Origin of the sequence: Acinetobacter sp. CE-15, from assembly GCF_051059255.1 — a bacterium.
Taxonomy (GTDB): Bacteria; Pseudomonadota; Gammaproteobacteria; order Pseudomonadales; family Moraxellaceae; genus Acinetobacter; species Acinetobacter guillouiae.
Genome location: NZ_CP192737.1, coordinates 2874787 through 2898762, shown reverse-complemented (window position 1 = coordinate 2898762; position 23976 = coordinate 2874787). Strand labels below are relative to the sequence as shown.

Here is a 23976-nt window from a genome sequence, read left to right as displayed (position 1 = left end):
ATAAATATTTGATAAAACAATGAGAAATTTTTATCTATTATGCAGCTCAGAATAGAAATATATGTGTTTTTGCTTAAATATTAAGCGCAATGTAGACAGGTCTGTATAGACAAAGCCCTGAATTTTTTAGTACAATCGATCACAATTTAGAATTAAATAATAACGCATGTCTAACAATATTTACGCTGCTTTGGAGCAGCTTGGCTTATCAGCACAAAAACGTGCGATTCACGTACAATTTTCTAATTCGGCGTTGAGCCAGCAAGTGTTTCTACAACGCATTGATGGAACACATCAAATCAATGAGGGTGTTCGACTTCAACTCATCTGTCTTGCAACGTCAGCAACTATCCCTTTAAAAAGCTTTATTGGAACTCAAGTTGCGATTGATATCGTCACAGATAAATCCGAATTAACCCGTATTTCAGGGATTGTGACCCAAGCCGATATTGGCGCATCTGATGGTTCTCTTACCATCTATCGTTTGACTGTAGAAGACCCAACAGCACTTTGGAAACACCGTAGAAACTCTCGAGTATTTATGAATAAGTCGGTTGTGGATGTGATCCAAACCGTGTTCCAAGAATGGGCACAACGCAGTCCGTTGTTTGCCTCAAGTTTGAGTTTAGATAAGAGTGGACTGAGCAAAGACTATGATGTGCGTCCATTCATTATGCAGGCATCTGAAAGTGACTTTGACTTCCTGACCCGTTTGATGAGAAGTGAAGGGATTAACTGGCTGATCGATGAAGCACAACTTAAAGTGTCGAGCTCAACAGAACAAATCCAAGCACAAAAGCTTCGTTTAATTGATGATAATTCGCAATTTAGTGCCTTAGAACGCCGCAATATTCGCTTCCATAGAAGCAGCGCCGTAGAAAAAACTGATTCAATTACCAATTTTATTGGTCAGCGTTCCATTCAACCGACTTCGGTGCATATCCAACGTTGGCAAGCTGATGTATTGGATATTGATGAAGGCGCTGGCAGTGTCCAAAGTAAACACAGCCATAGTGAAAATTATGACAATGCCAGTCTAGCTTTAGAACAAGCATGGCACTTTAGCCCTGCATGGATACAAGACCTTAATGGTGAAGATGGTGCAACGCCATCGGGCAACAGTCAAATTGAAAAATTTAATCAAAACCTCAGTAACTATTACGATTCACAAGCCAAACAATTTACAGCAACGTCAACAGTGCGCGATGCACATGTTGGTTATTGGTTTGAACTGAATGAACACCCTGAGATTGACCAACACTCAGGTGCAGACAAAGAATTTTTAATCACGGCTAAAAGCTTTTATAACCAAAATAACTTACCCAAAGATCTCACCGATCAAGTCACCGCTTTAGTCCAACAAAGCAATTGGCAAACAAGTCAAATCACCAGCAACACGAGTGATGAACGTCAAGCCAGCAATTTAACCATTCAACGTCGTAACATCAGCACGGTTCCAGCCTATAACCCATTACAACACCGACCGATTGCATCACCCCAACGGGCCAAAGTAGTGGGGCCAAGTGGAGAAGAAATCCATGTTGATGAATGGGGACGTATTAAAGTTCGCTTCCTGTTTAGCCGTAATGAAGACAATACCCATGATGGCGGTGCGGGTTCTAATGACAATGACACAGATTCAGCTTGGGTCGATGTCCTGACCCCATGGGCAGGTGAAGGCTATGGGGCGCGATTCTTACCGAGAATCGGTGAGATTGTTGTGATTGATTTCTTTGATGGCAACATTGACCGTCCATTTGTGGTTGGGCGTATCCATGAAGCACAACGTCATCCAAGTAAGTTTGATGACAAAGGCAAACTGCCTGATACCAAGAAACTGGCAGGAATCAAAAGTCGAGAGTATCAAGGTAGTGGTTATAATCAACTGAGGTTTGACGATACTACTGGCCAAATCAGCAGCCAGTTACAGAGTAGTCATGCCGCCAGCCAACTCAACTTGGGCAAACTAAGTTATCCCAAAGACAAAGCAGAAAGTGATGATCGTGGAGAAGGTTTTGAACTCAGAACTGACCAATGGGGAGCCGTTCGCGCAGGGCAAGGTTTACTACTTTCGACCTATAAACAAGACCAAGCTAAAGGTGATCACCTTGATTCAGAGCTTGCCAAAAAGCAACTTGAAGGCAGTCAAACCAACAGTAAAGCTTTAAGCGATATTGCCAAGAATCAAAAGACGGATGAAATAGAATCGATTGAGCAACTCAAAGCTTTTGCAGAAGAAATTGAAAAAGATGTTGCCAAGTATAAAAAAGCCATCATGTTACTCAGTTCTGTTGATGGGATTGCCTTAAGTACCCCTGAAGATATCCATCTTTCAGCCACAGGCATCATTAACCATACTGCGGGAGATAGCATCAACTTGAGTACCCAAAAGAATCTTTTGGGGCAAGCTTTAGGCAAAGTAAGCCTATTTGCTGCACAAGGTGGCATTAAAGCCATTGCAGCACAGAGTAAAGTTGAAATTCAAGCACAGTCAGATGCTTTAGATGTATTTGCCAAACTGGGGATTACCATCTCGTCTACAGAAGATCGGATAGAAATCAGTAGTCCAAAAGAAGTGTTGATTACAGGCGGTTCCTCACAGATTGCCCTAAATGGTTCAGGGATTTTCCCCAAAACAGGCGGTAAGTTTGAGGTGAATGCAGGGCAGCACACATTTAAGCCGGGTGCCAGTGTGAGTAAATCAGCACAACTGCCCCCATCGAATCCACTTAAAGGCGCACTCGACTTATTAAAAAGCTATGGTGGGCAAGACTTCTTTAAACAAACCGGCTTTAAAGTGATTGATTCATTTGGCAAGCAAGTGTCTGGCAAGCTGGATGGCAATGGCTTTGCCCAAGTGACAGGTATTGCACCTGGCCCTGCCAAAGTTGAATTTGAAACTGATCCACGAAGTGCATGGGATAAAGCAAGTCATTTTAACCGTGATTATACTTGGTCAGAAGAAGTAGTCGGTGGTGCCACAAGCTTTGCACAAAATGCTTTAAATTCAGTGGGACAAAATATGATGTCTCAACTCAAAAACAATTTATTCTCTTTGAATGCTGACTCATTGAAAGATATGGGCAAAAACGCTTTAAAAGACTTAGGCACACAAAGCTTGGGACAATTTAAAGAACAATTTACTCAAAGTGCATTAGGTTCAGTCTCTTCAGCATTGAATTTAAATTTATCTCCGTCACAGATGATGAATGTGGGACAGATGATTGCCAATCCAAGTCAATCCCTGCAAAACATTAAAGATCAAGGCATCGATTTCTTTAAAGACCAAGCCTCAGCATTGTTTGCTCAACAGAACAGTGGTTTGGTTTCTAATATAACTGCTGGAACAGGATTTGGGTCGTCACTGGGGCAAGGTTTTGTTGCAGAGTCATTTGGCGCTGCTCAAAATGGGTTAGATGCCCCTATGAAAGTGATGGATGATTTTATTAAAAAAGATGAATATTTCTCTCGCTTCTTAACCTATAGCATTACCACTCGAAAAGGCGATGCATCAGTACCCACGATCCCGCAAAATATTCCTCAACAAATCAGTCAGCCTGCGCCAATTTTGACTCAGCAGACTCCACAAGCGACAGCACCAGTCGACGTGAAAAAACCGCAGTCGATTTATGATATGGATAAGGATGTGGTACGGATGGATCTGGAAGAGTCTCGTTATGTCACCAAACAAGTGACTGTGCGAAAAACGGCTGCTGAACAACCCGATGTATATAACGCGCGAAATAAATAATTGAACATTTTTTTGAATTTTAATTGATTGAAATTAAATTAAAAATTAGAACGTATTAAGGTTAAGCTTATGGCATTTATAGACAGTAAAAATCAGACCGCAGGGTCAAATACACAGCAACAACCAACTGCTAAAGAGACCAAGCCAGCGGTAGAGTTGGCAGTATTTAATTTGGCCAGCCTGACGCATACAGAAGACCATAAGTTTATCGCGCATCAAATCCAAAACTATTTACAGGCTTGTGGAAATACCAGCCTAGAACAGATCAAAGCAAGCGCCAATGTAGCGACAGTCGCTAATATCTTTGCATTATCCGGCAGTGTTTTAGACCTTATTTTATTTGCCACTGAACCCAAACAAGCTGAGGCAGGCGTACAACAATCGGCATTGTTAAGCATGAACTTAATCGGTTTATTTTTACAACCGAATACAGAAGCACATGTGCGTATAGCTTTACGTCCAATGTTGGGTTTAATGGCCGAATGTTTATACCCAGCCAATGGCAAAATCAAAGAAGCTGATTTACGTCGTATGCAACTACACTTAAATGCGCAGATGGCAGGCGATTTAGAAAAATTCCTACAAGAAACACAAGATAAATTATCAGGTTTATTGTCGAGTGCAACGACACTGGGGACTTCAATTTTCCAAGCCTTTAGCAGCAGTGCTGTAGCTGGATTACCCAGCGTTGCTGCAGCGGGAGCCACAGCTGAAAAACGTGATCCCAGCAAGCAGTTTAGCAATTGGGCACAGCCATTGATTGATTTGTTGGGTACACCTGCACAAGCTGATATGACCGCAAAGATGACCCCGAATATCGCAACACGATTAACAGAAGAAGTGCTTAAGGCGACACCACAACTTGCTACAGTGATTCAACAACAAAGCAATGCAGGAACTCAATATAGCCTTGCTTGGTTGATTCAAGAAACCCTAAAAGCCATCCAAACTCAAGGTAAAAAAGCCACAGCCAGTGTGCCGTTAAACCAAACAGGCGAACATGAGCAGCATATCAATGGTGATATTTTAGAGTTTGTCACCTTACAACCTGATGCTTTAAATGATCCGATTTGTGCTACCAAACTAGCTGATTCAATGCCGAGTGACTCAGCAACCAAACATAGTATCAGTTATGCGATTGGTGCTGAGCGGGTTAATCATTCAGATTTTTATTTACCTAAAGTTGGTTTTGCCTTTAGTCGTCAATATAACTCTCAAATGAATGAGTTTGACCACAGTATGATCGGCGCACGTTGGATGATGCCATTTTCCAATGTGATCATACAAAATCAAAATGGGTATTTATTTATCGACAGCAATGGACGCAAACATCAACTGCCTGCTTCGATCGTTTATGAAAAATATTACGTACCCTTTGAAGGCTTTAGTGTCGCGCCACATGACGATGGAGATTTATTGCTGAATTTTGGTTCAGACTGGAATTTCCATTTTCATAGTTTTAATGCTGGAAAACATTATCACCTCGTTCAACAATTTAATGATCGGACTGATGAAAAGGTGGTTCTGACCTATTTACTGTTTGAACAATTTGCCTATTTACAGGCGATTGATTTTCAATTGAAGCGTGCTAAACACTTAGTCAAATTTGCTTTTAATGAACAAGCCAAAGTCATTGCCGCATTTGTCGATGATCAAGTGGAAGCATTGGCACGTTATGAATATGATCAACAAGGCAATCTGATCAAAGCCATTGATCAAAATGGACATACACGCAGTTATGAATATAACCATGCCCATCAATTGACCCGTTATACAGACCGTACTGGGCGTGGGCAAAATATTCGATATGACTCTACCGCACCCAAAGCTAAGGCGATTGAGGAATGGGCAGATGATGGTAGTTTTAAAACCCGTTTAGAATGGCATCCACGTTTGCGTCAAGTGGCCGTCTATGATGCTTATGAAGTTCCAACCTATTATTATTTTGATTTAGACGGTTTTACCTATCGTACTCGTTTAGCCGATGGTCGTGAAAAGTGGATATCTCGAGATAGTCAAAAACGGATTACGCGTCAAATTGATTTTGCAGGCTTAGAAACAGAGCAAGTCTATAACGTTCAAGATCAATTGGTGAAAATTGTACAGCCAAATGGTGGCATTATCCTGTTTGCCTATGATGAAAATGGTAATCTGACTGAAACTAAGGACCCAGAAGGCAATATCTGGAAAAAACAATATGATGCTGATGGCAATGTCAGCAAAGACATTAATCCTTTAGGACATATCACCCAGTATAAATATAATAATGACAACCAATTGGTTGAAGTGATTGATGCCAAAGGTGGCTCAAAGAAAATTCAATATAATGATCTTGGACAGATGGTGTCGTATACCGATTGTTCAGGGAAAAGTAGTGCTTGGGAATATGATGAAGACGGTACACTGACGGCACAAGCCTCTGCGGATGCACAACAGGTTCAGTATCTCTACAGTACTCAAGGTAAAGACCGAGGACAGTTACAAGCAATCATTTATCCTGATGGATTAAAAGAACAATTTGAACATGATGAAGAAGGGCGTTTACTTAAGCATACTGATAGTAAAGGCTTAATCACCCAATATAAATACAATCAAGTCGGGCTATTAGCGCAACGGGTCGATGCCAATAGAAACCAAATCGGTTACCAGTGGGATAAACAAGGTCGAATTCAAAAACTAAGCAATCAAAACCATGCCGAATATTTATTTGACTATAATCGTTTTGGGCAATTGGTGCGTGAACAAGCCTTTGATGGTGAAGAAAAGCATTTTACATATCATGACAATGGATTTTTATTTCAAATCCGCCAACCAAATATTCTGACTCAATTCGGCTATCATACGGATGGTTCGATCGCGTCAAAAACCTATACCCATTTGCAAACTCGACATCGTCAAGTTGAAGAATTTGAATACAACTTAAATAATCAACTCAGTAAAGCGACCAATACAGAAAGCCAAATTGATTTTTATCGCAATCAACTCGGACAATTGGTACGTGAGCATCAACACTATAAAGTAGCAAATCTAACCCCACTCACAGCAGTATTACGTTATGAGTACGATGAATTGGGGAATTTGACTCAAACCATTCGACCAGATGGACAAGTACAAGCCAATCTAAGTTATGGATCAGGGCATATTTATGGTATTGCTTTTAACCAACAAGATATGGTGGCATTCCAACGCGATGATTTACATCGTGAAACCATACGATTGCTGGCCAATGGTTTAGTGCAAACCAAGAATTATAATGATGTGGGCTTACTTAGCTCACAAGTCATTCGCCCAGAGCAAGAAACAACGGACAGGGTACAATTTCAAGCAGAACGCCATTATCACTATGATAACAACTATTTGCTGACTCAAGTCGATGATAGTCGCCTAGGAAAGTTAAATTACCAATATGATCCAATCGGACGTTTAATCAAAAGCCAAAACCCATATAAATCGGAAAGCTTTAGTTTTGATCCTGCGGGGAACTTAATTGATCCGATTGCCACTCAAGCTGCACAAGTGAAAAATAACTTGATTAGCCAGTATCAAGGCAAACATTATAAATATGATACACAAGGCAACGTGATTGAAACCACTCAAGCCGGTCAGACTTTAAAACTCACTTGGGATAACTTAAATCGTCTGATTCAAAGTGACAACAATGGTCAAATTACTGATTATGGTTATGATGTTTTTGGCAGACGATTATTTAAGAATAACCAAACAGACCACAGCCTAACCTTATTTGGTTGGGATGGTGATCTAATGATATGGGAGTCATATCAAGCAAACCAAAATCAATCAAAACAGCAAGACTACACCAAACACTATGTCTATGAACCGAATAGCTTTGTACCACTATTACAGACAGGTTATGCTGGCTTTATTCAGTTGATAGAAACACCTGACTATCGTCAATTCCAAAACGTACCCTATTCGATTTATAAAGATCCTGTATGGAAAACTGAAACCAGAAAGAATAAAGCTGAATTAGAACGTGTTGCCTTTTATCACTGCGACCAAGTCGGTACACCACAAACCTTGAGTAATGAGTTAGGCGAGTCTGTTTGGGAAATCAAACAGGATACATGGGGCACAGCTTTAGAAATTAATACAACAAACCAAGACAATCCATTGGAACAAAGTAATATCCGTTTTCAGGGGCAATATTACGATAAGGAAACAGGTTTACACTATAACCGTTATCGTTATTACGAACCGTTTAGCGCAAGGTATATAAGTAAAGATCCAATTGGATTAGATGGAGGGTTAAATAATTCTGTTTATGTAAGTGATCCAAATCAGTGGGTGGATCCGATGGGATTGATGGCAAAGAGTGAAAAGGAAAAGATGGCAGCGAATAATGCTTCTGTTCTAAAGAATAAAGCAAATGAAACTCAGTTAGCTAAGAGTAAATGGGGCGTTACAAAAGTAAGTGATTATTGGATTGGTCAACAAAAAATTTATAATCAACCTGTTCCGAAAAATAAAAAAGAACCATATTCTGGTGGTTTACTAGGAGGATACAAAATCCCTTCGAAATACAATGACAACAAATCAAAATGCCCAAGTGGAAAATGTAATATTGAAATCGACTATTTAATTTGCGCTGGAAGTTATTATGTCGGGAGTGGAAGTGTAGGGCTGAATGTACACAATGGGAATATTTATGGTGGAATTGGGATTACTAAAGCAAGCTATGATAAATTATCTGGCAAATCTGCAATTGGTGCAGGTTGTTTAGGTTTTTCTTTGGGGCAGTTGGATTCTAAATTAAATAGAGCGACTTTGACAGATTCTGCAATGAGCGGAGAATCATTTGGTTTATCATACGGTGGGCCTTTTGGTTTAGCAGCAGGAGTTGATATGCCGATAGCAAAAGGTGGTAAAATTGCGGTTAACACAGGGGGTGGTTTTTCAACTCCTGGTGTAACATATTTTGATTTTTCACATAGTAAACATATTGGTAATACTAAAGATACAGAACCTTATGCAATAGGGCTGATGCGTTCATTTGGGGGATTATGATGAAAAAACTTATTTTACTATCAATTATTTCAACAATCTTGTTAGGTTGTAATGAATCAAAATTTGAACAGGGTCAAAGCTTAGAACAACTAGAAACTAAAGTAGATGTAAATAAAGCTAAGTATTTAAAAGAAATGCAATACATTTTCTCAAATTATGATTTAGTTTTATATGATACTCAATCAGTTAGATCTTCAGATTTTTTCTATTTTATAGAAAGAATAGGTTTTTTTGATAATGAGATTTATTTGAAAGAGGTAAGACCAAGGCTTGCTCAAAAGGGGTGGGTCTTAGTTGAAAAGAATAATTTTAGTGAGCTTTTCTGTAAACAAAATCAAGCAATTGGTGTAACATTTCCAACTTATAAAAAAGAAATGGATGGAGTCAATACTGGTTATTTTACTTATCAATTTTATAAAAAAGTTTCAATAACTTTAAATTATACTACTGCTAAAAATAATATAAGCTGTGTGGTAAAAGATTAATAGTGGTGTTTACATTCAATAGCATACGATAAAAAAACTTTTATATACTAAATACAATTAGCTGTAGGAAAGTAGCAGTGGGATTAATAAGGGGGAATATATAGTATAGAGTTTCGCTTTGATGAAGTGGTAAACAGGAGTTAATAAAGTATTATGTGGGTATTGTGAGAAATAGAGATGAATTAATTTTAAATAGATCAGATTATAATGGTTTGAAATACTATTATTATATAGGTGTTTTTTTCTTATATTTGCTTTTTTTTGTTTTAATTTTCTTACCTGATGAATCAATTTTAAGGTTTTTGGTTGCTTTAGTTATATTGATGATTATTCCTTGTCTTATTTCTTATGCAGGTTTATTTTTTCTTTCATACAATGTGTATAGCTATCTTGAGAGCAATAAATCATTCGATTCAAAAGGGAAATTTTTACTTAAAGTATTGTTTTTTATCTTTATTTAGTTGTTGGTGGAATTATTGTTTTTTTCTCATTTTATACGCGATTCTATTTTTTAGCACCAATTTTATTTATATTTTATTTTTATTTTATAAGTATTAATATAAAATATTTAGTACCATCATACTCAAGATACTTAAAAAGGTAAAATATATTTCTGATCACGTTTTTTATTTCTTGTGGTGGTAAATCGAAGTAAGAATTAAATATTTTTAATAATAGAGGCTTAAATGGTATTGAATTTCTATGGTCGATCAAAAAACAGTAGTCGATCACAAGCAGTTAAAAAGAAATCAACAAATTCTTCAACAAGGATCTTTAAGTTTTTGAGGTTAAGATAAATGTCGGATGAATTCATTTTAATTTTATTTTTATCATCACTGCTGCTTTATGTTGTTTTATTTTGTACAGTTCGATTTTATTTGTTTAAATATTTTATTAGTAAAAATATTGCAAAAGATTATTTGGATTTCAACTTGAAAAGTTTTCAACATACTAAGTATCTTTATAAAATAGTTTTTAAAAATTTTGATAATCGTGATTTTTATGCAAAAAGGCTAAAATTTTTATATTTCATACAGATTTGTTTTTTATTAATTTTTGTTTTTTCATTTTTTTTAATACTGAGTTGATTTATGAGATTATATGTTATTTTGTTTTTTTAATGTGGTCTAATATTTTATATGCTAAATGTATTAAAGTTGATGATTTGAATGAAAAGAAAATAATTATAATGAGTTTATATTCTTTGCAGGGGAATCAAAATAAAATTGATGAAGATATTCAAAAAATGAAGGATGGTTATTATGTGGATTATTATTATGGATACTCATATTTGATTGGAAAAGATAGATTGAAAAATTATGAGCTTGCTGAGTTTTATTTAAATAAATCCGCTAATTATTGTTTTTCACCAGCCCACTATTCACTAGGTTATTTGTATTATTTACAAGGGGGTTTAATAAGTGCTAAAAATGGTTTATTTCGGCGAAGGAACTTGGGGGTAATTTAGCTGCGCATCTGTTAGGCACTATCTATAAAAATGAAAAAGAAACAGAAAAAATGATGGAAAATTTATTGTTTGCTGAAAGTAATGGTTTTACATCCTCTATTACAGAATTAGGATTTATTTATTATGATGGTACTTTAGTTGAAAAAGATTTACAAAAAGCATTTGATTACTTTGAAAGGGCTGCGAAAAAAATGACCCATTAGCTCAAAATAATTTAGGATGTATGTATGAATATGGTGAAGGTACAGAAATAAATATAGAAAAAGCTGAATATTGGTATCGAATAGCTTCTGAGAATGGTTTTGAATTAGCAACTAAAAATTTAAATAAACTAAATAATACTAGTGAAAATAAGATTTCATTTTAATGTAAATGTTGTTTTATGATGATGTTTTTTAGAATCAATTAAACGAGGATAATATTGTACTCATTTATACTATAGAAATTGTAGATGAGTACAGTTTAGTTGTAAAATACTATAAGCGCTGAAATATCATTAACTAATGGAAATAGAGTTGATATTACTAGAAGTAATTCTATTCTATTAGAACAAGTTGTTAATAAAGTAAAAAATAGACTTGGTTTAGGTGATTGAAATGTTAAAATATTTATTAATAATTTTTTCTTTAGTATACATTAGTGGTTGTACAGAAGTGAAACCTGATTCAAATCAAAATATTTCAGAGAATCAGAAAGATTCTACTCATGAAATTAATATGATTTTTGGTGAAGCTAACCCTGAAAATATGACTTATTATAACTCAGCTGGTGCTGAGTATGTAATATTTAAAATTAAGTCTAAAAATATGGATTTAAAATCATTTAATAATTTAAAAATTAGTAAAATTAAGCAAAGAGGATGGATATATCTAAGGAGTGAAGGTTTTAGTCAAATTTTTTGTAGAAACCAAAATCAATTAGAAGTGTCTATTCCTAAAAGTATTATAGGAAATTCTGAACTAAAAGATGGCGATATATTGAGACAAAATGAAATTGATTGGAATATTACACTTTATCGGCCTAAGAAAATTAAAACAGCATGTAGCCTCTAAATTACTTTATAAAGTAACAAATTTTATGTGCCAATGAATGAACCTGTACATATAATAAAGATATAAACATTAGGACAACGATAATGCTAAAGAAAATGCTCTTTATATTGCTAAATAGTACAATTTTTTCAGTACATGCAACTCCTGATTTTTTAAGCTATAAAAATTGCAGTCCGCTAAATTTAAGTGATGCAAATTTTAGTCTTTCATCGAAAGATGCCTTTCCTGAATATTCATACATCACTAAAAAATATAAATTTTTGACATTACCGATTTCAGATCAAGATCAACGTTACTGTTTAATTATTAATCATAAAAATAAAGTGATTGTGGATGCTATTCCGACAATGTTAAGTGGTATGTGTGCTGGAAAGTGGGATAAGCAAAAAGATCTACCTATTTGGGAGGCTGATGTAGGTGGGGGAAGAGGCGCAGTTGTTTATATGAATTATTCAACAAGCCAAAATTTAAAAAAAATGAAAAAGTCTGAAAGATTAGAAATAGATGAAATAATCAAAAGCATAAATTGCCAATTGCCTGTATATAGCAAAAATGATATTCAAGAGCTCAATGATTCTGCATTTTATTTATATAAATTAGGTTATTATAATGAATCTTTAAACATTTTAAACCATGTTATAAAGCTAGATCCAAGTAGAGCAGTAGCTTACTTAAATATTGCCGATATATATGTCGCACAAAAAAATGAACTGCTTGCTAGGAAAAACTACGCTATATATTATGCCGAGATGAAAAAATTAGGTCTTTTAAGCAAAGTACCAAATAGAATTAAAAAATACTTATAGTTAGGTTTTTTAGAGAAGATTTTTCTCTAATTATTTTATATCCATTAGGAAAATTCGCAAAGACTCCAGCAGGTATTCCATTAAGCTATGATGACATTAATGTCTGGCAGATTTCTGTTTATAAAAGTACATCAAAGTTAGCTGCATGTAATCAAAATTCAAACGATTTTATTGATTTTAAGAAGCTTTGATTTGAATCGTTGCCATAAGTTTGGTTTTTCAATAAAACCTAAAAATCACAGTTTTTTACCTCCTTATCGTGATTGAATCAATCCGCATTAAACACAGTCTGTAAATTCCGACTTTATAGTTTGCCCATTGTTTGTTGTACATAAATTCTTCATTTTTATATGAGGTTAAACAAGGATGTACAACAATGAAGAAGTTATTTCTATTTATAGGTTCAATGGGGCTTTTGGTCAGCATGCCTAGTTTTGCAGCAGATTTAAGTATAGGTGACCCTAAAACAGAATCAGGTGAACTTAAACTTTCCGGCGCAATCCGTACCCGATATATGTACAAAGATTATATCGTTGAGGCAAATGAAGGTTCTAAAAATAAGGACTGGCAGCTTGCAGATATTAAAACAGTATTGAGTTATGAAAATCCAAATTGGATTGCCTCATTAGATCTACGCTGTTACCAATACAGCCGCTTATGTGACGGATTATTTCTAAAAGATGCTTGGGCTGGGTATAAAATTTCAGACCAACAACGCTTTACCGTGGGCTTTCAATCAGTTGATTTTGGATTTGGTCGACTGTGGGGCAACAGCTATTATGAAACCTTGCTAAATACAGTTGGCTTAGAAGATATTCAAAATCTAGGTGCCAAGTATCAGTTTAAAAATGATCAATACAATTTTATTTTAGGTTTTTATCCAACAGATGGCGGTAACTATACAGGGACATCCAAAGACGCAAGTCGCTATAGTGGTAACTTCGTTCAAGCCGATGATTTAAGCCAAGGCACAGATATCGATGAAAAAAATATGTGGGTGACTCGCTTATCTAGAAAATTTGAGTTGGACCCAGCGCAAAAGTTTTCAACTGAGATTGGTGGTTCATTCTGGTACTCAGATCTGGAAAATAATCGCACGCAGCAAGATGGTCACCGAAGTACATGGAGTGTATTTAGTACAACCAATTATCAAGCATGGCAATGGCTTTTCCTTGCAGGTGAACAGAACATTAAAAATGCCGATAATCTTCTGCCAAATAGCTCAACCATCGGGGCATTTGATTATCCCTACCAAGTGGCCAATAAAGGCAAATTTATGGCCAATGAAATTAATTACACTTTGGCTCAACCCTTTTATCAGTTGGAAAATATTAAACCTTATCTGTCCTATAGCCGTTTCTTTAAAGATCAAAAGGGCTATCAAGATTCAGATCGTTTAATTGCTGGAGTGTATTTTAATTACAAGGCCGTAGGGATTCAGGGCGAGTATATTTGGAGTCGTAATGATCCAATGACAGGCGGCAGTGCCAACGGTCTTGCACAAGGCGACAGTAATCAGTGGAATAAATTATTTTACTTATCACTTGGTTATTACTTCTAAAATTAACATTGAAGATCAACCAGTCTATTTAAAATAGGCTGGTTCTTTCGATTCTGCCTACGCCAGCCATTCTTAGGAATAGTTGGTACTTAGGAATAAACGGCTGTTAGGGTTAGGCAGCTCTTAGGATCAATGCCCCGATCAAAATAATACATGACGAGACAATACGTATCGTATTAACTTGCTCTTTAAGAATAAAAATCGAAATTAGCGTAGCAAATAAAATCGAGGTTTCACGCAGTGCGGCAACAATAGCAACTGGTGCAAGTGTCATCGCCCACAATGCAAGTCCATAAGAGAAAAATGAGCCAATCCCACCGATTAAACCGAAATGCCAATTATGACGAAAATAATCACCCATCTGGTGATATTGCATTTTTAAGGCAAACATAAAAAAGATCAGACCTGAGAGTACAAAGCTCCATAAGATATAGGAAATGGGTGATCCGGAGAGACGAATACCATGACCATCCACCAAGGTATAGCCAGCAATCAAGACTGCATTGAGCAAGGCTAAGCCAATTCCTTTTCTTCCTGTTTGAGAGGTCGCGAAGATCATAGATAAAATGCCGATGGAAATGGTAATGATCCCAAGCCAAGCATTAAGTTCTAATGTTTCATGCAGCAAGAATGTCCCTAAAACTGCCACAATAAGCGGTGCAGTACCACGCATCAGTGGATAGCTTAGTCCCATGTCAGCGACACGATAGATTTTGGCAACCATACCAAAATAGAGAATCTGTATTCCCGTTGAGGCCAAAATATAAGGCCAACTAGCGCGATGTGGTATCGGGAAAAAGGGCAGCAGTAGCGCTGCTAAAACTGCTGCTGATGCAGTCACCAGTACAGTGGTTAAAAATTTATTTGCGCCTGCTTTGACAATAGCATTCCATGTAGCGTGAAATGCCGCTGCGATTAAAATAAGGCCAAATATTGCCGTGCTCATATGCTGCCTGCATGTTCATGATTGAATTAATGTGCATGATGTTGTTAAAAAAAGAAAGCAGGCAGCTGATCTCGATTATAAAAATACCTTTTCAGCGTGCTGTGTTACCGATTCTACCGGTTGAATCAGTTGTCCACGTGATAGGTTCTGAACATGCTGCAATCGATTCTGTAATTCATTTTGGATAAACAGGATACAGGTCTGTAATTTAGACGAGCTTTTTAAACGTGACGGGTAGACTGCCCATACATCGGCATCTTGCCAGTATTCAGGCAAAATATGCTGTAACTGACCGCTAATCAACTCATCTGCAACATCCCAAATTGAACGTAAGATAATGCCATGACCTTCGACTGCCAATTGGTGAATAATTTCACCATTGTTGGAAATAAAACGTGGGGTGACATGTACCGACATATCTTCTGAAGCGTGGCGTAATTTCCATAATACCGAGGATTGGTCACGTTCACTGATGGTTAAGCAATCATGACTACGCAAATCGTCTAAACTTTCAGGCATTCCATTTTTTAGTAAATAGCTTGGTGCAGCACAAAAAATTCGGAAATTAGAAACCATTTTTTTGGCAATCATATTGGGTGCAATTTCATTGCCAATCCGAATATCCAGATCAATACTGTGTTGAATTAAATCTTTCGTATTATCAATTGTATCAAACTGAATTTCTAATTTTGGATACATGGTCAGCAGTTTAGACAGAATCGGTGCAACGTGTTTCCGCCCAAAACCAAAGCTACTGACAATATCCAGATGCCCTGTGGGGGTACTTAAAGGGTTATTGACCAACTCACTGATTTCATCAAATTCATCCAAAATATGAGCAACTCGCTCCAAAATCAGTTTGCCATCTTCAGTCAAACTGACATGACGGGTACTACGATGAAACAATTTACAGTTTAAATTGTTTTCTAAAATGTTGATGCGCTTACTAATAAACGCAGGCGAAACACCCAGTTCCTCAGCAGAATCAACAAAACTTTTACGTTTTGCGACTGTGCAAAAAACCTTTAAATCCGATAGGTTAGGTAGATTATTCACGATCCGTGTCCATTGGGGTGATAGTTTTATTATTGATCATTTTTGCTGAAAATAGCATGTTTACAGCTAAGGATATTAACCAAAGGTGTAAGGGAGCGTTATGGCAAAAAAGTATAAAGTTGCGACGATTGCAGGCGATGGAATCGGGTTAGAAGTTCTACCAGAAGGGATCAAGGTTGTAAAGGCAGCTGCAGACAAATATGGCATAGCGCTACAGTTCGATGCGTTTGAGTGGGCAAGTTGTGATTACTATCTTGAACACGGAAAAATGATGCCCGACAACTGGTTTGAAATTTTACAGCAATACGATGCGATTTTCTTTGGTGCAGTGGGTTGGCCTGAAAAAGTGCCAGATCATATTTCTCTTTGGGGGTCATTGCTACAGTTCCGTCGTCGTTTTGACCAATATGTGAATTTACGTCCAGTACGTTTAATGCCAGGGGTGAAATGCCCACTTGCAGGTAAAAAACCTGGGGATATTGATTTCTACGTGGTACGTGAAAATAGCGAAGGTGAATATTCTGCGATTGGTGGTAAGGCTTTTGAAGGTACTGAGCGTGAGTTTGTTTTACAAGAAGCTGTGTTTACCCGTCATGGTGTAGACCGTATTTTGAAATATGCTTTTGAGTTTGCCAATCAACGCGATGCTAAAAAAGTTACCGCTGCAACCAAATCAAATGGTATTGCAGTCAGTATGCCGTACTGGGATGAACGTGTTGATGAGATGGCAAAACAATATCCACAAATCAAGGCAGACAAACAGCATGTCGATATTTTGGCCGCGCGTTTTGTGTTACAGCCTGAACGTTTTGATGTCGTGGTTGCTTCAAACTTATTTGGTGATATTTTGTCGGATTTGGGACCTGCATGTACAGGAACGATTGGTTTAGCTGCTTCTGCAAACTTAAATCCAGAACGTAATTTCCCGTCGTTGTTTGAACCTGTACATGGTTCTGCACCCGATATTTATGGTCAAAAAATTGCCAATCCAATTGCTGCAATCTGGTCTGGCGCAATGATGTTGGATTTCTTGGCAGATGGCGACGAACAGGTGGTTCAAGCAGGTCAAGAGATTATGCAGGCGATTGAACATGTATTGCTACATGGCCCAAAAACACCAGATGTGGGTGGAACAGCCAAAACGGACGACGTTGGAGATGCGATAGCAGCATTTGTAACACATCAAAAAATGGACTTATTCGCGATGGAGTAATCGCGCTTAGGGAATAAACAATCAGGATCCAAGATGGATTGAATGGATATGGATAATCAAAATACAAAACTTTATACAGATAAGACACTTGCAATAACCAGTCTTGCCGTTGTGTTTATTTCGGTGGCTGGTTTGGCAATTTATTCGACTGAATCTATACAGCTTGCTGCTCAATGGATGAAGTGGACAACATCTGTTTTTACTACACCAGTGCTTTTATTTGCATTTTTATCAATTATTTTTACCTTTGCTTTGGCGTTCAGTAAATATGGAAAAATCAAATTAGGTGAAGGCAAACCGCAATACAGTACTATGTCATGGATTTTCATGTTCATTTTATCGGGTATTGGTTCTTCGACCTTATATTGGGGCTTCTTAGACTGGGCTTATTATTATCAAACACCGGGTTTAAATTTAACTCCTGAATCTGCAGAAGCATTGAAATATAGCGTTGCTTACTCATTCTTTCATTCGGGATTGAGTGCTTGGTCGATCTATGCGCTGGCTTCAATTTCACTGTGTTATAGCTACCATGTCAGAAAGAATAAAGGCTTGAGTTTGGCTTCAATGATTGAAGCGGTCACTGGCTTTAAGGCAACTGGACCTGTTGGGCGCCTTGTCGATCTGATGTTCTTGTTGTGTATGTTCGGTGCTTTAACAATTTCTTTGGTGCTGACTGCGGTGACTTTTACCAATATTTTGTCGCAGCTGACAGGTATCCCCAATACCTTTATGACCAAAGTGGTGATTATTTTTGCAGTATCGATTTTATTCGCTCTGAGTTCTTATGTGGGGATGGATAAGGGCATGCAACGTCTCAGCCATATGGTGTGTTTAGGTGTGGTGTTGTTTGCGATTTATGTGCTGTGCTTTGGGCCGACCCAATTCATTATGAATAACTCGCTGATGAGCTTTGGCTTAATGGCAACCAATTTTGTCGATATGAGTTTATTTACCGACCCAATGGGCGATGGAAAGTTCACCCGTGAATGGACCGTATTTTATTGGTTATGGTGGATTTCTTATGCACCGGGTGTGGCCTTATTTGTAACGCGTGTTTCAAAGGGACGTACCATCAAAGAAGTGATTCTTGCCATGGTCATCGGTGGTAGCGTTGGTTTATGGTTCATCTTTGGGGTGTTTGAAAACTACAGTGTCTATAACTTTATTCACGGTATGGTCAATGTGCCACAAGTTTTAAGCCAACAAGGTGGTGAAGTTGCGATTAGCCAACTGCTTGGTTTATTGCCTGCTGGCAAGCTGATGATGTGGATTTTCCTTGGGATTATGGTGATTTTTCTTGCAGCACATATGGATGCTGTGGGCTATGCAGTGTCGGCAACTTGTACCCGTGGCTTACGTGAGGGGCAAGACCCATCACCAAATGCACGTTTGTTCTGGTGTGTGATGCTAACCCTTGTTCCGATTGCAATGATTTTCTCTAAAGCGCCTTTGGACACCATGAAGACTGCGACCATTGTGACTGCCTTGCCATTCATTGTGATTATTTTGATACAGACCTATGGCTTGGTGAAATGGTTGATTGAGGATTATTCAAAGGTTCCATCCCATCTGATAGAGCAAATGAGTTTTAGTGAGTTGGAATCTTTAGATCAAACAGATGCAAATAAACATATGCACATTGATGTTGCAATTGAACCCACTGCGGATAAAACCAGTCAAAAGGAATTGTCATGACACAACAACCGAGCATGCACTATAGATTGAGTGAAGAAATGCAAAGTCTGGTGTATTGGAGCAGCATTTATTCACCGGCGGATAATGATATCGATTCTATTCGGGCTGCGTATGATGCGATGTGCTTACATTACACCTTACCACGTGATGGTACGGTCAATATTGAAGATAAAACTGTGCCGCAGCTCAATCATCCAGTCAATGTTCGGTTGTATTCACCACTGGGCGAAGCACCAGCGACAGGTTGGCCATGTATTTTATATCTTCATGGTGGTGGTTGGATGGTGGGAAATCTTGATTCACATGAGTTTATCACTCGCTATTTATGTCGTGATTTAAATGTTGCTGTGCTGAGTGTGGATTATCGTTTAACACCAGAACACCATTTTCCAGCTGCATATGAAGACTGTGAAACGGTATATCACTGGCTCTATCAACATGGCCTGCAATGGAAGATTAATCCAAATCAAATTGTTTTGATGGGGGACAGTGCGGGCGGTAATTTAGCGGCTGCACTTGCAGTGCAATTACAACATACAGGTGCTCAAGCCTGTGGTCTGGCAATGATTTATCCATGTTTGAGTAGTGGTTTTGATACGGCATCCTGTCAGCAGCAAGCAGATGCACCGTTACTGTCGCTAGCGGATATGCATGATTACTTGCAAGCCTATGCGCCAAATACAAGCGACTGGCAGGACTTACGTTTATCACCACTGTTGGCACAGGATTTTTCTGATATGCCCCGTAGTTTTATTGCCGTTGCTGAGTATGACCCTCTCAGTGATGATGGGCGTATTTTTGCTGACAAGTTAAAACAGGCCAATATTGCAACCGAATTTTATCTCGGTAAAGGATTACTACATGGCAGTTTGCGTTTAGTACGTGACTGCCCTGTGGTGCAAGATTTATATCAGCGCATGCTGAGTTCGTTAAAGCCAATGTTCAATTGATTTGAACATCAGCCAATTTTAAACAAACGGTCGTTAGGACAAAAAAGAGTTTAATGGAGTAAAAACATGAATGCAGTTGAAAAATTACCAGAAGATTTCTGTTCAAACCCAGACGTTGCTTGGACATTTCCCAAAGTGTTCTATACATCGTCTCAGGTTTTCGAGCGTGAAAAAGAAGAAATTTTTGCAAAAAGCTGGATTTGCGTTGCACACGGCAGTGAAGTGGCACAAGCCAATGACTATATTACCCGTAAGGTCATTGGTGAAAATATTATTGTGATTCGCGGTAAAGACAGCGTATTACGGGCTTTTTATAATGTTTGTCCGCATCGTGGACATGAGTTGTTAAGTGGCAGTGGTAAAGCGAAGAATGTGATTACCTGTCCTTATCATGCATGGACATTTAAGCTAGACGGAAGTTTGGCGCTGGCACGTAACTGTGATCATGTTGAATCCTTTGATAAACAAAACTCAAGTATGGTGCCTGTAAAAGTTGAAGAGTATGCCGGTTTTATCTTTATCAATATGGATGAAAATGCCACTTGTGTTGAAGATCAATTGCCTGAGTTTGCACAAAAGCTCAATGAAACTTGTGCGGTCATCAAAGATTTAAAACTTGCAGCACGCTTTGTGACGGAAACACCAGCGAACTGGAAAGTGATTGTAGATAACTATATGGAATGTTATCACTGTGGTCCTGCGCATCCGGGCTTTGCCGATTCTGTTCAGGTGGATAAATATTGGCATACCACACATCAAAACTGGACCTTGCAATACGGTTATGCACGTTCTTCAGAAAAATCCTTCAAGCTGGATCCATCTGTACAAGATCCAACCTTTAGTGGTTTTTGGACATGGCCTTGCACCATGTTTAATGTGCCACCAGGCGGTAATTTTATGACCGTGATCTATGAATTTCCTGTAGATGCTGAAACGACATTACAACATTATGATATTTACTTTACCAATGAAGAACTGACTCAAGACCAAAAAGATTTGATTGAATGGTATCGTAATGTCTTCCGCCCAGAAGATTTAAATCTGGTTGAAAGTGTGCAACGTGGCTTAAAGTCACGTGGTTATCGCGGTCAAGGGCGAATCATGACGGATAAGCAACGTTCTGGGATTAGTGAACACGGCATTGCTTATTTCCAAAACCTCGTTGCGCAATATCACAAATAATCATTTAAGGGAGCCTCTCAAAATATCACTGGGGCCAACAGCTCGATCATGTGTTTTTTAGAGAAGTACTCAAGTTAAAGGTGCGGCAAATAAAGTCGTACCTTGCTTTCAAATCATAGGATCATGACATGTCAAGTTTGCAAGGTAGTCCGCTATTTCAACAACGCGGATGGGTAAATGGTCAGTGGATCAATGCACAATCCAATGCCACTGTACCCGTCACCAACCCAGCAACAGGTGAAGAGATTGGGCTTATTCCCAATATGGGGGCAGTAGAAGCAAGCCTCGCTGTTGATGCTGCATATCAAGCCTTAGCAACGTGGAAAGCCTTAACTGCACAAAAACGCGCAGATTTATTATTGGCTTGGTATCAGTTGGTATTGGCACATGCTGACGAATTGGCTCGTATCATGACCATTGAACAAGGTAAGCCTTTGGCTGAAGCTTTAGGTGAAGTGAAATATGCTGCTTCATTTATTCAATGGTTCGCAGAAGAGGGCAAGCGAGTTTATGGTGATGTGATTCCTACCACCAACAATCAACAGCGTTTTATCATTACCAAGGAACCTGTAGGTGTGGTTGCAGCGATCACCCCTTGGAATTTCCCAATCGCCATGATTACCCGTAAAGCTGCGCCAGCTTTAGCTGCGGGTTGTACGATTGTGATTAAACCTGCCAATGAAACGCCTTATTGCGCCTTGGCCATTGCAAAACTTGCAGAAATGGCACGGATCCCTGCTGGGGTGATCAATGTTGTAACAGGTCAGTCACAAGAAATCGGTGCAGTATTTACCAGTCATGAAAAAGTCAAAAAACTGACTTTTACTGGCTCAACACCTGTTGGTCGTTTATTGATGCAGCAATGTTCAGACACGATTAAAAAACTTGCGCTCGAACTTGGTGGAAATGCGCCATTGATTATTTTTGATGATGCAGATTTAGATAAAGCAGTACAAGGTGCAATTTTTGCCAAATTCCGTAATGCAGGGCAAACCTGTGTTTGTGCCAACCGTATTTATGTACATGACAAGGTTTATCAGGCATTTACTAAGAAGTTTGTGCAAGAAGTTGAAAAATTTAAGATTGGTAATGGTCTTGAAGAAAATGTACAGATAGGGCCTTTAATCAATGAAAAAGCCGTCCTCAAAGCACAACAGTTAATCGATGATGCACGTAAAAAAGGTGCACAAGTGGCTTGTGGTGGTAAACAGCATGCACTTGGACAGACCTTCTTTGAACCGACCGTGCTTACTGATGTGGATCAAAGCATGGAAATTGTCAAAGAAGAAATCTTTGGGCCAGTGGCACCACTGATTCGATTTAGTGATGAAGCAGATGTGGTTGCCCAAGCCAATGACACCATCTTTGGTTTGGCAGCCTATGTGTATAGCGAAAGCATTTCACGGATCTGGCGTGTCGCAGAACAACTCGAATATGGCATGGTGGGGATGAACTCAACTGCAATTTCAAATGAAGTGGTCCCGTTTGGCGGTGTGAAGCAATCAGGGGTAGGCCGTGAAGGTTCTAAGTATGGCTTAGAAGAATTCATGACCATTAAATATATGTGTTTAGGGCTATAGGATAAAGGCGTGTTGGACATTCATTGATGATCATCCAACACGCTGCCCTCCAATGAGAAAGCGCTTGAATAAGTACTTAAAAAAGCAACATGTGGTAAAGAGGATTTAGACATGGCAAGTCATTATGAAATGTTTGCATCAGTGGTCACAGGGGTAGAGCAACTTACACCATTGATCAAACGGTTTACATTTAAACGTCAGGATGGACAAAATTTTCCTCAGTTTAATGGGGGCAGTCATATCATTGTTAAAATGAATGATCAGCTTTCCAATGCCTATTCACTGATGAGCTGTGCTCAGGATCTTAGCACGTACCAAGTATGCGTACGCAAAGATGTAGAAGGTAAAGGTGGCTCGGTCTATATGCATGAGCAATGCAATGAAGGCTGTGAAATTCTGATTTCAGAACCTAAAAATTTATTTCCGCTGGCTGAAAATGGCGCAAAACATATTTTAATTGCGGGTGGGATTGGGATTACGCCTTTTGTGCCGCAAATGGATGAGTTGGCTGCACGTGGGGCAGATTACGAATTGCATTATGCCTATCGTTCGCCAGAGCATGCTGCACTGTTGCAAGAGCTCAAACAAAAACATGCTGAACATATTTTTAGTTATATCGATTCAGAAGGGAAATGCCTTGACCTCGATCAATTAATTTCCGCACAGCCAAAGGGCACACACGTTTATGTCTGTGGGCCAAAGCCAATGATTGATGCGGTGATTGATCGTTGTAATTTTCATCGTTATCGAGATGAATATATTCATTGGGAACAATTTGCTTCAACCGTACCTGAAGATGGTGAAGCGTTTACTGTGGTTTTGGCGAAATCTAATCAGCAAGTTGAAGTTCAAGGCAACCAGACTATTTTACAGGCGATTGAAGCACTGAATATTGATGTTGAGTGTTTGTGTCGTGAAGGGGTGTGTGGTACCTGTGAAACTGCAATCCTAGACGGTGAGGCAGAGCACTTTGATCAGTATTTGAGTGATGATGAAAAGGCATCACAGCAATCGATGATGATCTGTGTATCTCGTGCCAAAGGCAAAAGATTGGTATTAGATTTATAAATGATTATTGGCGTAAACCGAAGTGATTTATGTTGATATATTGCAGCTTTACTTTAACCCGAATTGACGGTTTCTAAATTAACGCCGAATGAGTTTCATTCGGCGTTAATGACTGGTTAAGAGTATGATTTAACA

General features: G+C 38.3%; 17 protein-coding genes. 15 read left to right on the top strand and 2 right to left on the bottom strand.

Annotated features, from left to right (window positions below):
* Positions 1–166: 166 nt before the first annotated feature.
* From ACQ7EO_RS13440 to ACQ7EO_RS13400, 9 genes are all read left to right on the top strand, one after another.
* Positions 167–3751 (top strand): type VI secretion system Vgr family protein, encoded by a 3585-nt coding sequence (locus tag ACQ7EO_RS13440; RefSeq protein WP_434277633.1) that lies wholly within the window; start codon positions 167–169, stop codon positions 3749–3751.
* 69 nt (positions 3752–3820) lie between these two features.
* Complete coding sequence (locus ACQ7EO_RS13435; protein WP_434277631.1) at positions 3821–8776, top strand: RHS repeat-associated core domain-containing protein; 4956 nt, start codon at positions 3821–3823, stop codon at positions 8774–8776.
* On the top strand, positions 8776–9261 hold the full coding sequence (locus tag ACQ7EO_RS13430; protein WP_419328249.1) for a hypothetical protein: 486 nt from the start codon (positions 8776–8778) through the stop codon (positions 9259–9261). Before ACQ7EO_RS13435 ends, ACQ7EO_RS13430 begins: the two co-directional genes overlap by 1 nt.
* A gap of 1120 nt (positions 9262–10381) precedes the next feature.
* Complete coding sequence (locus tag ACQ7EO_RS13425) at positions 10382–10729, top strand: hypothetical protein (protein WP_434277629.1); 348 nt, start codon at positions 10382–10384, stop codon at positions 10727–10729.
* Between the two features lie 50 nt (positions 10730–10779).
* Entirely contained in the window at positions 10780–10932 is a 153-nt protein-coding gene (locus ACQ7EO_RS13420) for an SEL1-like repeat protein (RefSeq protein WP_434277628.1), read from the top strand.
* 20 nt (positions 10933–10952) lie between these two features.
* Positions 10953–11096: a hypothetical protein gene (locus ACQ7EO_RS13415; RefSeq protein ID WP_434277626.1), complete on the top strand. Its 144-nt coding sequence runs from the start codon at positions 10953–10955 to the stop codon at positions 11094–11096.
* Between the two features lie 229 nt (positions 11097–11325).
* Positions 11326–11781: a hypothetical protein gene (locus ACQ7EO_RS13410; protein ID WP_434277624.1), complete on the top strand. Its 456-nt coding sequence runs from the start codon at positions 11326–11328 to the stop codon at positions 11779–11781.
* Between the two features lie 83 nt (positions 11782–11864).
* Entirely contained in the window at positions 11865–12587 is a 723-nt protein-coding gene (locus ACQ7EO_RS13405; RefSeq protein WP_434277622.1) for a tetratricopeptide repeat protein, read from the top strand.
* 376 nt (positions 12588–12963) lie between these two features.
* Positions 12964–14148 carry a hypothetical protein gene (locus tag ACQ7EO_RS13400; RefSeq protein ID WP_004820613.1) on the top strand — a complete coding sequence of 395 codons (1185 nt, stop codon included), beginning with the start codon at positions 12964–12966 and terminating at the stop codon, positions 14146–14148.
* A gap of 112 nt (positions 14149–14260) precedes the next feature.
* Here the strand turns inward: ACQ7EO_RS13400 and ACQ7EO_RS13395 are convergent, their stop codons facing one another.
* The gene (locus ACQ7EO_RS13395) at positions 14261–15094 is read right to left on the bottom strand and encodes an EamA family transporter (protein WP_434277619.1); all 834 of its coding nucleotides are present in this window, start codon (positions 15092–15094) and stop codon (positions 14261–14263) included.
* Between the two features lie 75 nt (positions 15095–15169).
* Complete coding sequence (locus ACQ7EO_RS13390) at positions 15170–16150, bottom strand: LysR substrate-binding domain-containing protein (RefSeq protein ID WP_004721384.1); 981 nt, start codon at positions 16148–16150, stop codon at positions 15170–15172.
* A gap of 100 nt (positions 16151–16250) precedes the next feature.
* Between ACQ7EO_RS13390 and ACQ7EO_RS13385 the strand changes: the two genes are divergently transcribed.
* From ACQ7EO_RS13385 to cntB, 6 genes are all read left to right on the top strand, one after another.
* Positions 16251–17363, top strand: a complete 1113-nt coding sequence (locus ACQ7EO_RS13385) for a tartrate dehydrogenase (protein WP_004721382.1) — start codon at positions 16251–16253, stop codon at positions 17361–17363.
* Between the two features lie 42 nt (positions 17364–17405).
* A complete protein-coding gene (locus ACQ7EO_RS13380; protein WP_016539053.1) occupies positions 17406–19061 on the top strand; it encodes a BCCT family transporter in 1656 nt (551 codons plus the stop codon).
* Positions 19058–20011, top strand: coding sequence for an alpha/beta hydrolase (locus ACQ7EO_RS13375; protein ID WP_262779755.1), 954 nt, complete (start codon positions 19058–19060; stop codon positions 20009–20011). Before ACQ7EO_RS13380 ends, ACQ7EO_RS13375 begins: the two co-directional genes overlap by 4 nt.
* A 66-nt stretch (positions 20012–20077) precedes the next feature.
* Positions 20078–21193 (top strand): carnitine monooxygenase subunit alpha, encoded by a 1116-nt coding sequence (gene cntA / locus ACQ7EO_RS13370; protein WP_004721375.1) that lies wholly within the window; start codon positions 20078–20080, stop codon positions 21191–21193.
* Between the two features lie 128 nt (positions 21194–21321).
* On the top strand, positions 21322–22773 hold the full coding sequence (locus ACQ7EO_RS13365; RefSeq protein WP_434277617.1) for an NAD-dependent succinate-semialdehyde dehydrogenase: 1452 nt from the start codon (positions 21322–21324) through the stop codon (positions 22771–22773).
* A gap of 111 nt (positions 22774–22884) precedes the next feature.
* A complete protein-coding gene (gene cntB / locus ACQ7EO_RS13360; protein ID WP_434277615.1) occupies positions 22885–23841 on the top strand; it encodes a carnitine monooxygenase, reductase subunit CntB in 957 nt (318 codons plus the stop codon).
* The last annotated feature ends 135 nt before the right edge of the window (positions 23842–23976 follow it).

Excerpts from the sequence above, each read along its gene's own strand:
- cntB (WP_434277615.1), top strand. The coding sequence starts at position 22,885 with ATGGCAAGTCATTATGAAATGTTTGCATCAGTGGTCACAGGGGTAGAG.
- ACQ7EO_RS13435 (WP_434277631.1), top strand. The coding sequence starts at position 3,821 with ATGGCATTTATAGACAGTAAAAATCAGACCGCAGGGTCAAATACACAG.
- ACQ7EO_RS13420 (WP_434277628.1), top strand. The coding sequence starts at position 10,780 with ATGATGGAAAATTTATTGTTTGCTGAAAGTAATGGTTTTACATCCTCT.
- ACQ7EO_RS13385 (WP_004721382.1), top strand. The coding sequence starts at position 16,251 with ATGGCAAAAAAGTATAAAGTTGCGACGATTGCAGGCGATGGAATCGGG.
- ACQ7EO_RS13430 (WP_419328249.1), top strand. The coding sequence starts at position 8,776 with ATGAAAAAACTTATTTTACTATCAATTATTTCAACAATCTTGTTAGGT.
- ACQ7EO_RS13380 (WP_016539053.1), top strand. The coding sequence starts at position 17,406 with ATGGATATGGATAATCAAAATACAAAACTTTATACAGATAAGACACTT.
- ACQ7EO_RS13395 (WP_434277619.1), bottom strand. The coding sequence starts at position 15,094 with ATGAGCACGGCAATATTTGGCCTTATTTTAATCGCAGCGGCATTTCAC.
- ACQ7EO_RS13410 (WP_434277624.1), top strand. The coding sequence starts at position 11,326 with ATGTTAAAATATTTATTAATAATTTTTTCTTTAGTATACATTAGTGGT.
- ACQ7EO_RS13425 (WP_434277629.1), top strand. The coding sequence starts at position 10,382 with ATGTGGTCTAATATTTTATATGCTAAATGTATTAAAGTTGATGATTTG.
- ACQ7EO_RS13375 (WP_262779755.1), top strand. The coding sequence starts at position 19,058 with ATGACACAACAACCGAGCATGCACTATAGATTGAGTGAAGAAATGCAA.
- ACQ7EO_RS13415 (WP_434277626.1), top strand. The coding sequence starts at position 10,953 with ATGTATGAATATGGTGAAGGTACAGAAATAAATATAGAAAAAGCTGAA.
- ACQ7EO_RS13440 (WP_434277633.1), top strand. The coding sequence starts at position 167 with ATGTCTAACAATATTTACGCTGCTTTGGAGCAGCTTGGCTTATCAGCA.
- ACQ7EO_RS13405 (WP_434277622.1), top strand. The coding sequence starts at position 11,865 with ATGCTAAAGAAAATGCTCTTTATATTGCTAAATAGTACAATTTTTTCA.
- ACQ7EO_RS13365 (WP_434277617.1), top strand. The coding sequence starts at position 21,322 with ATGTCAAGTTTGCAAGGTAGTCCGCTATTTCAACAACGCGGATGGGTA.
- cntA (WP_004721375.1), top strand. The coding sequence starts at position 20,078 with ATGAATGCAGTTGAAAAATTACCAGAAGATTTCTGTTCAAACCCAGAC.
- ACQ7EO_RS13400 (WP_004820613.1), top strand. The coding sequence starts at position 12,964 with ATGAAGAAGTTATTTCTATTTATAGGTTCAATGGGGCTTTTGGTCAGC.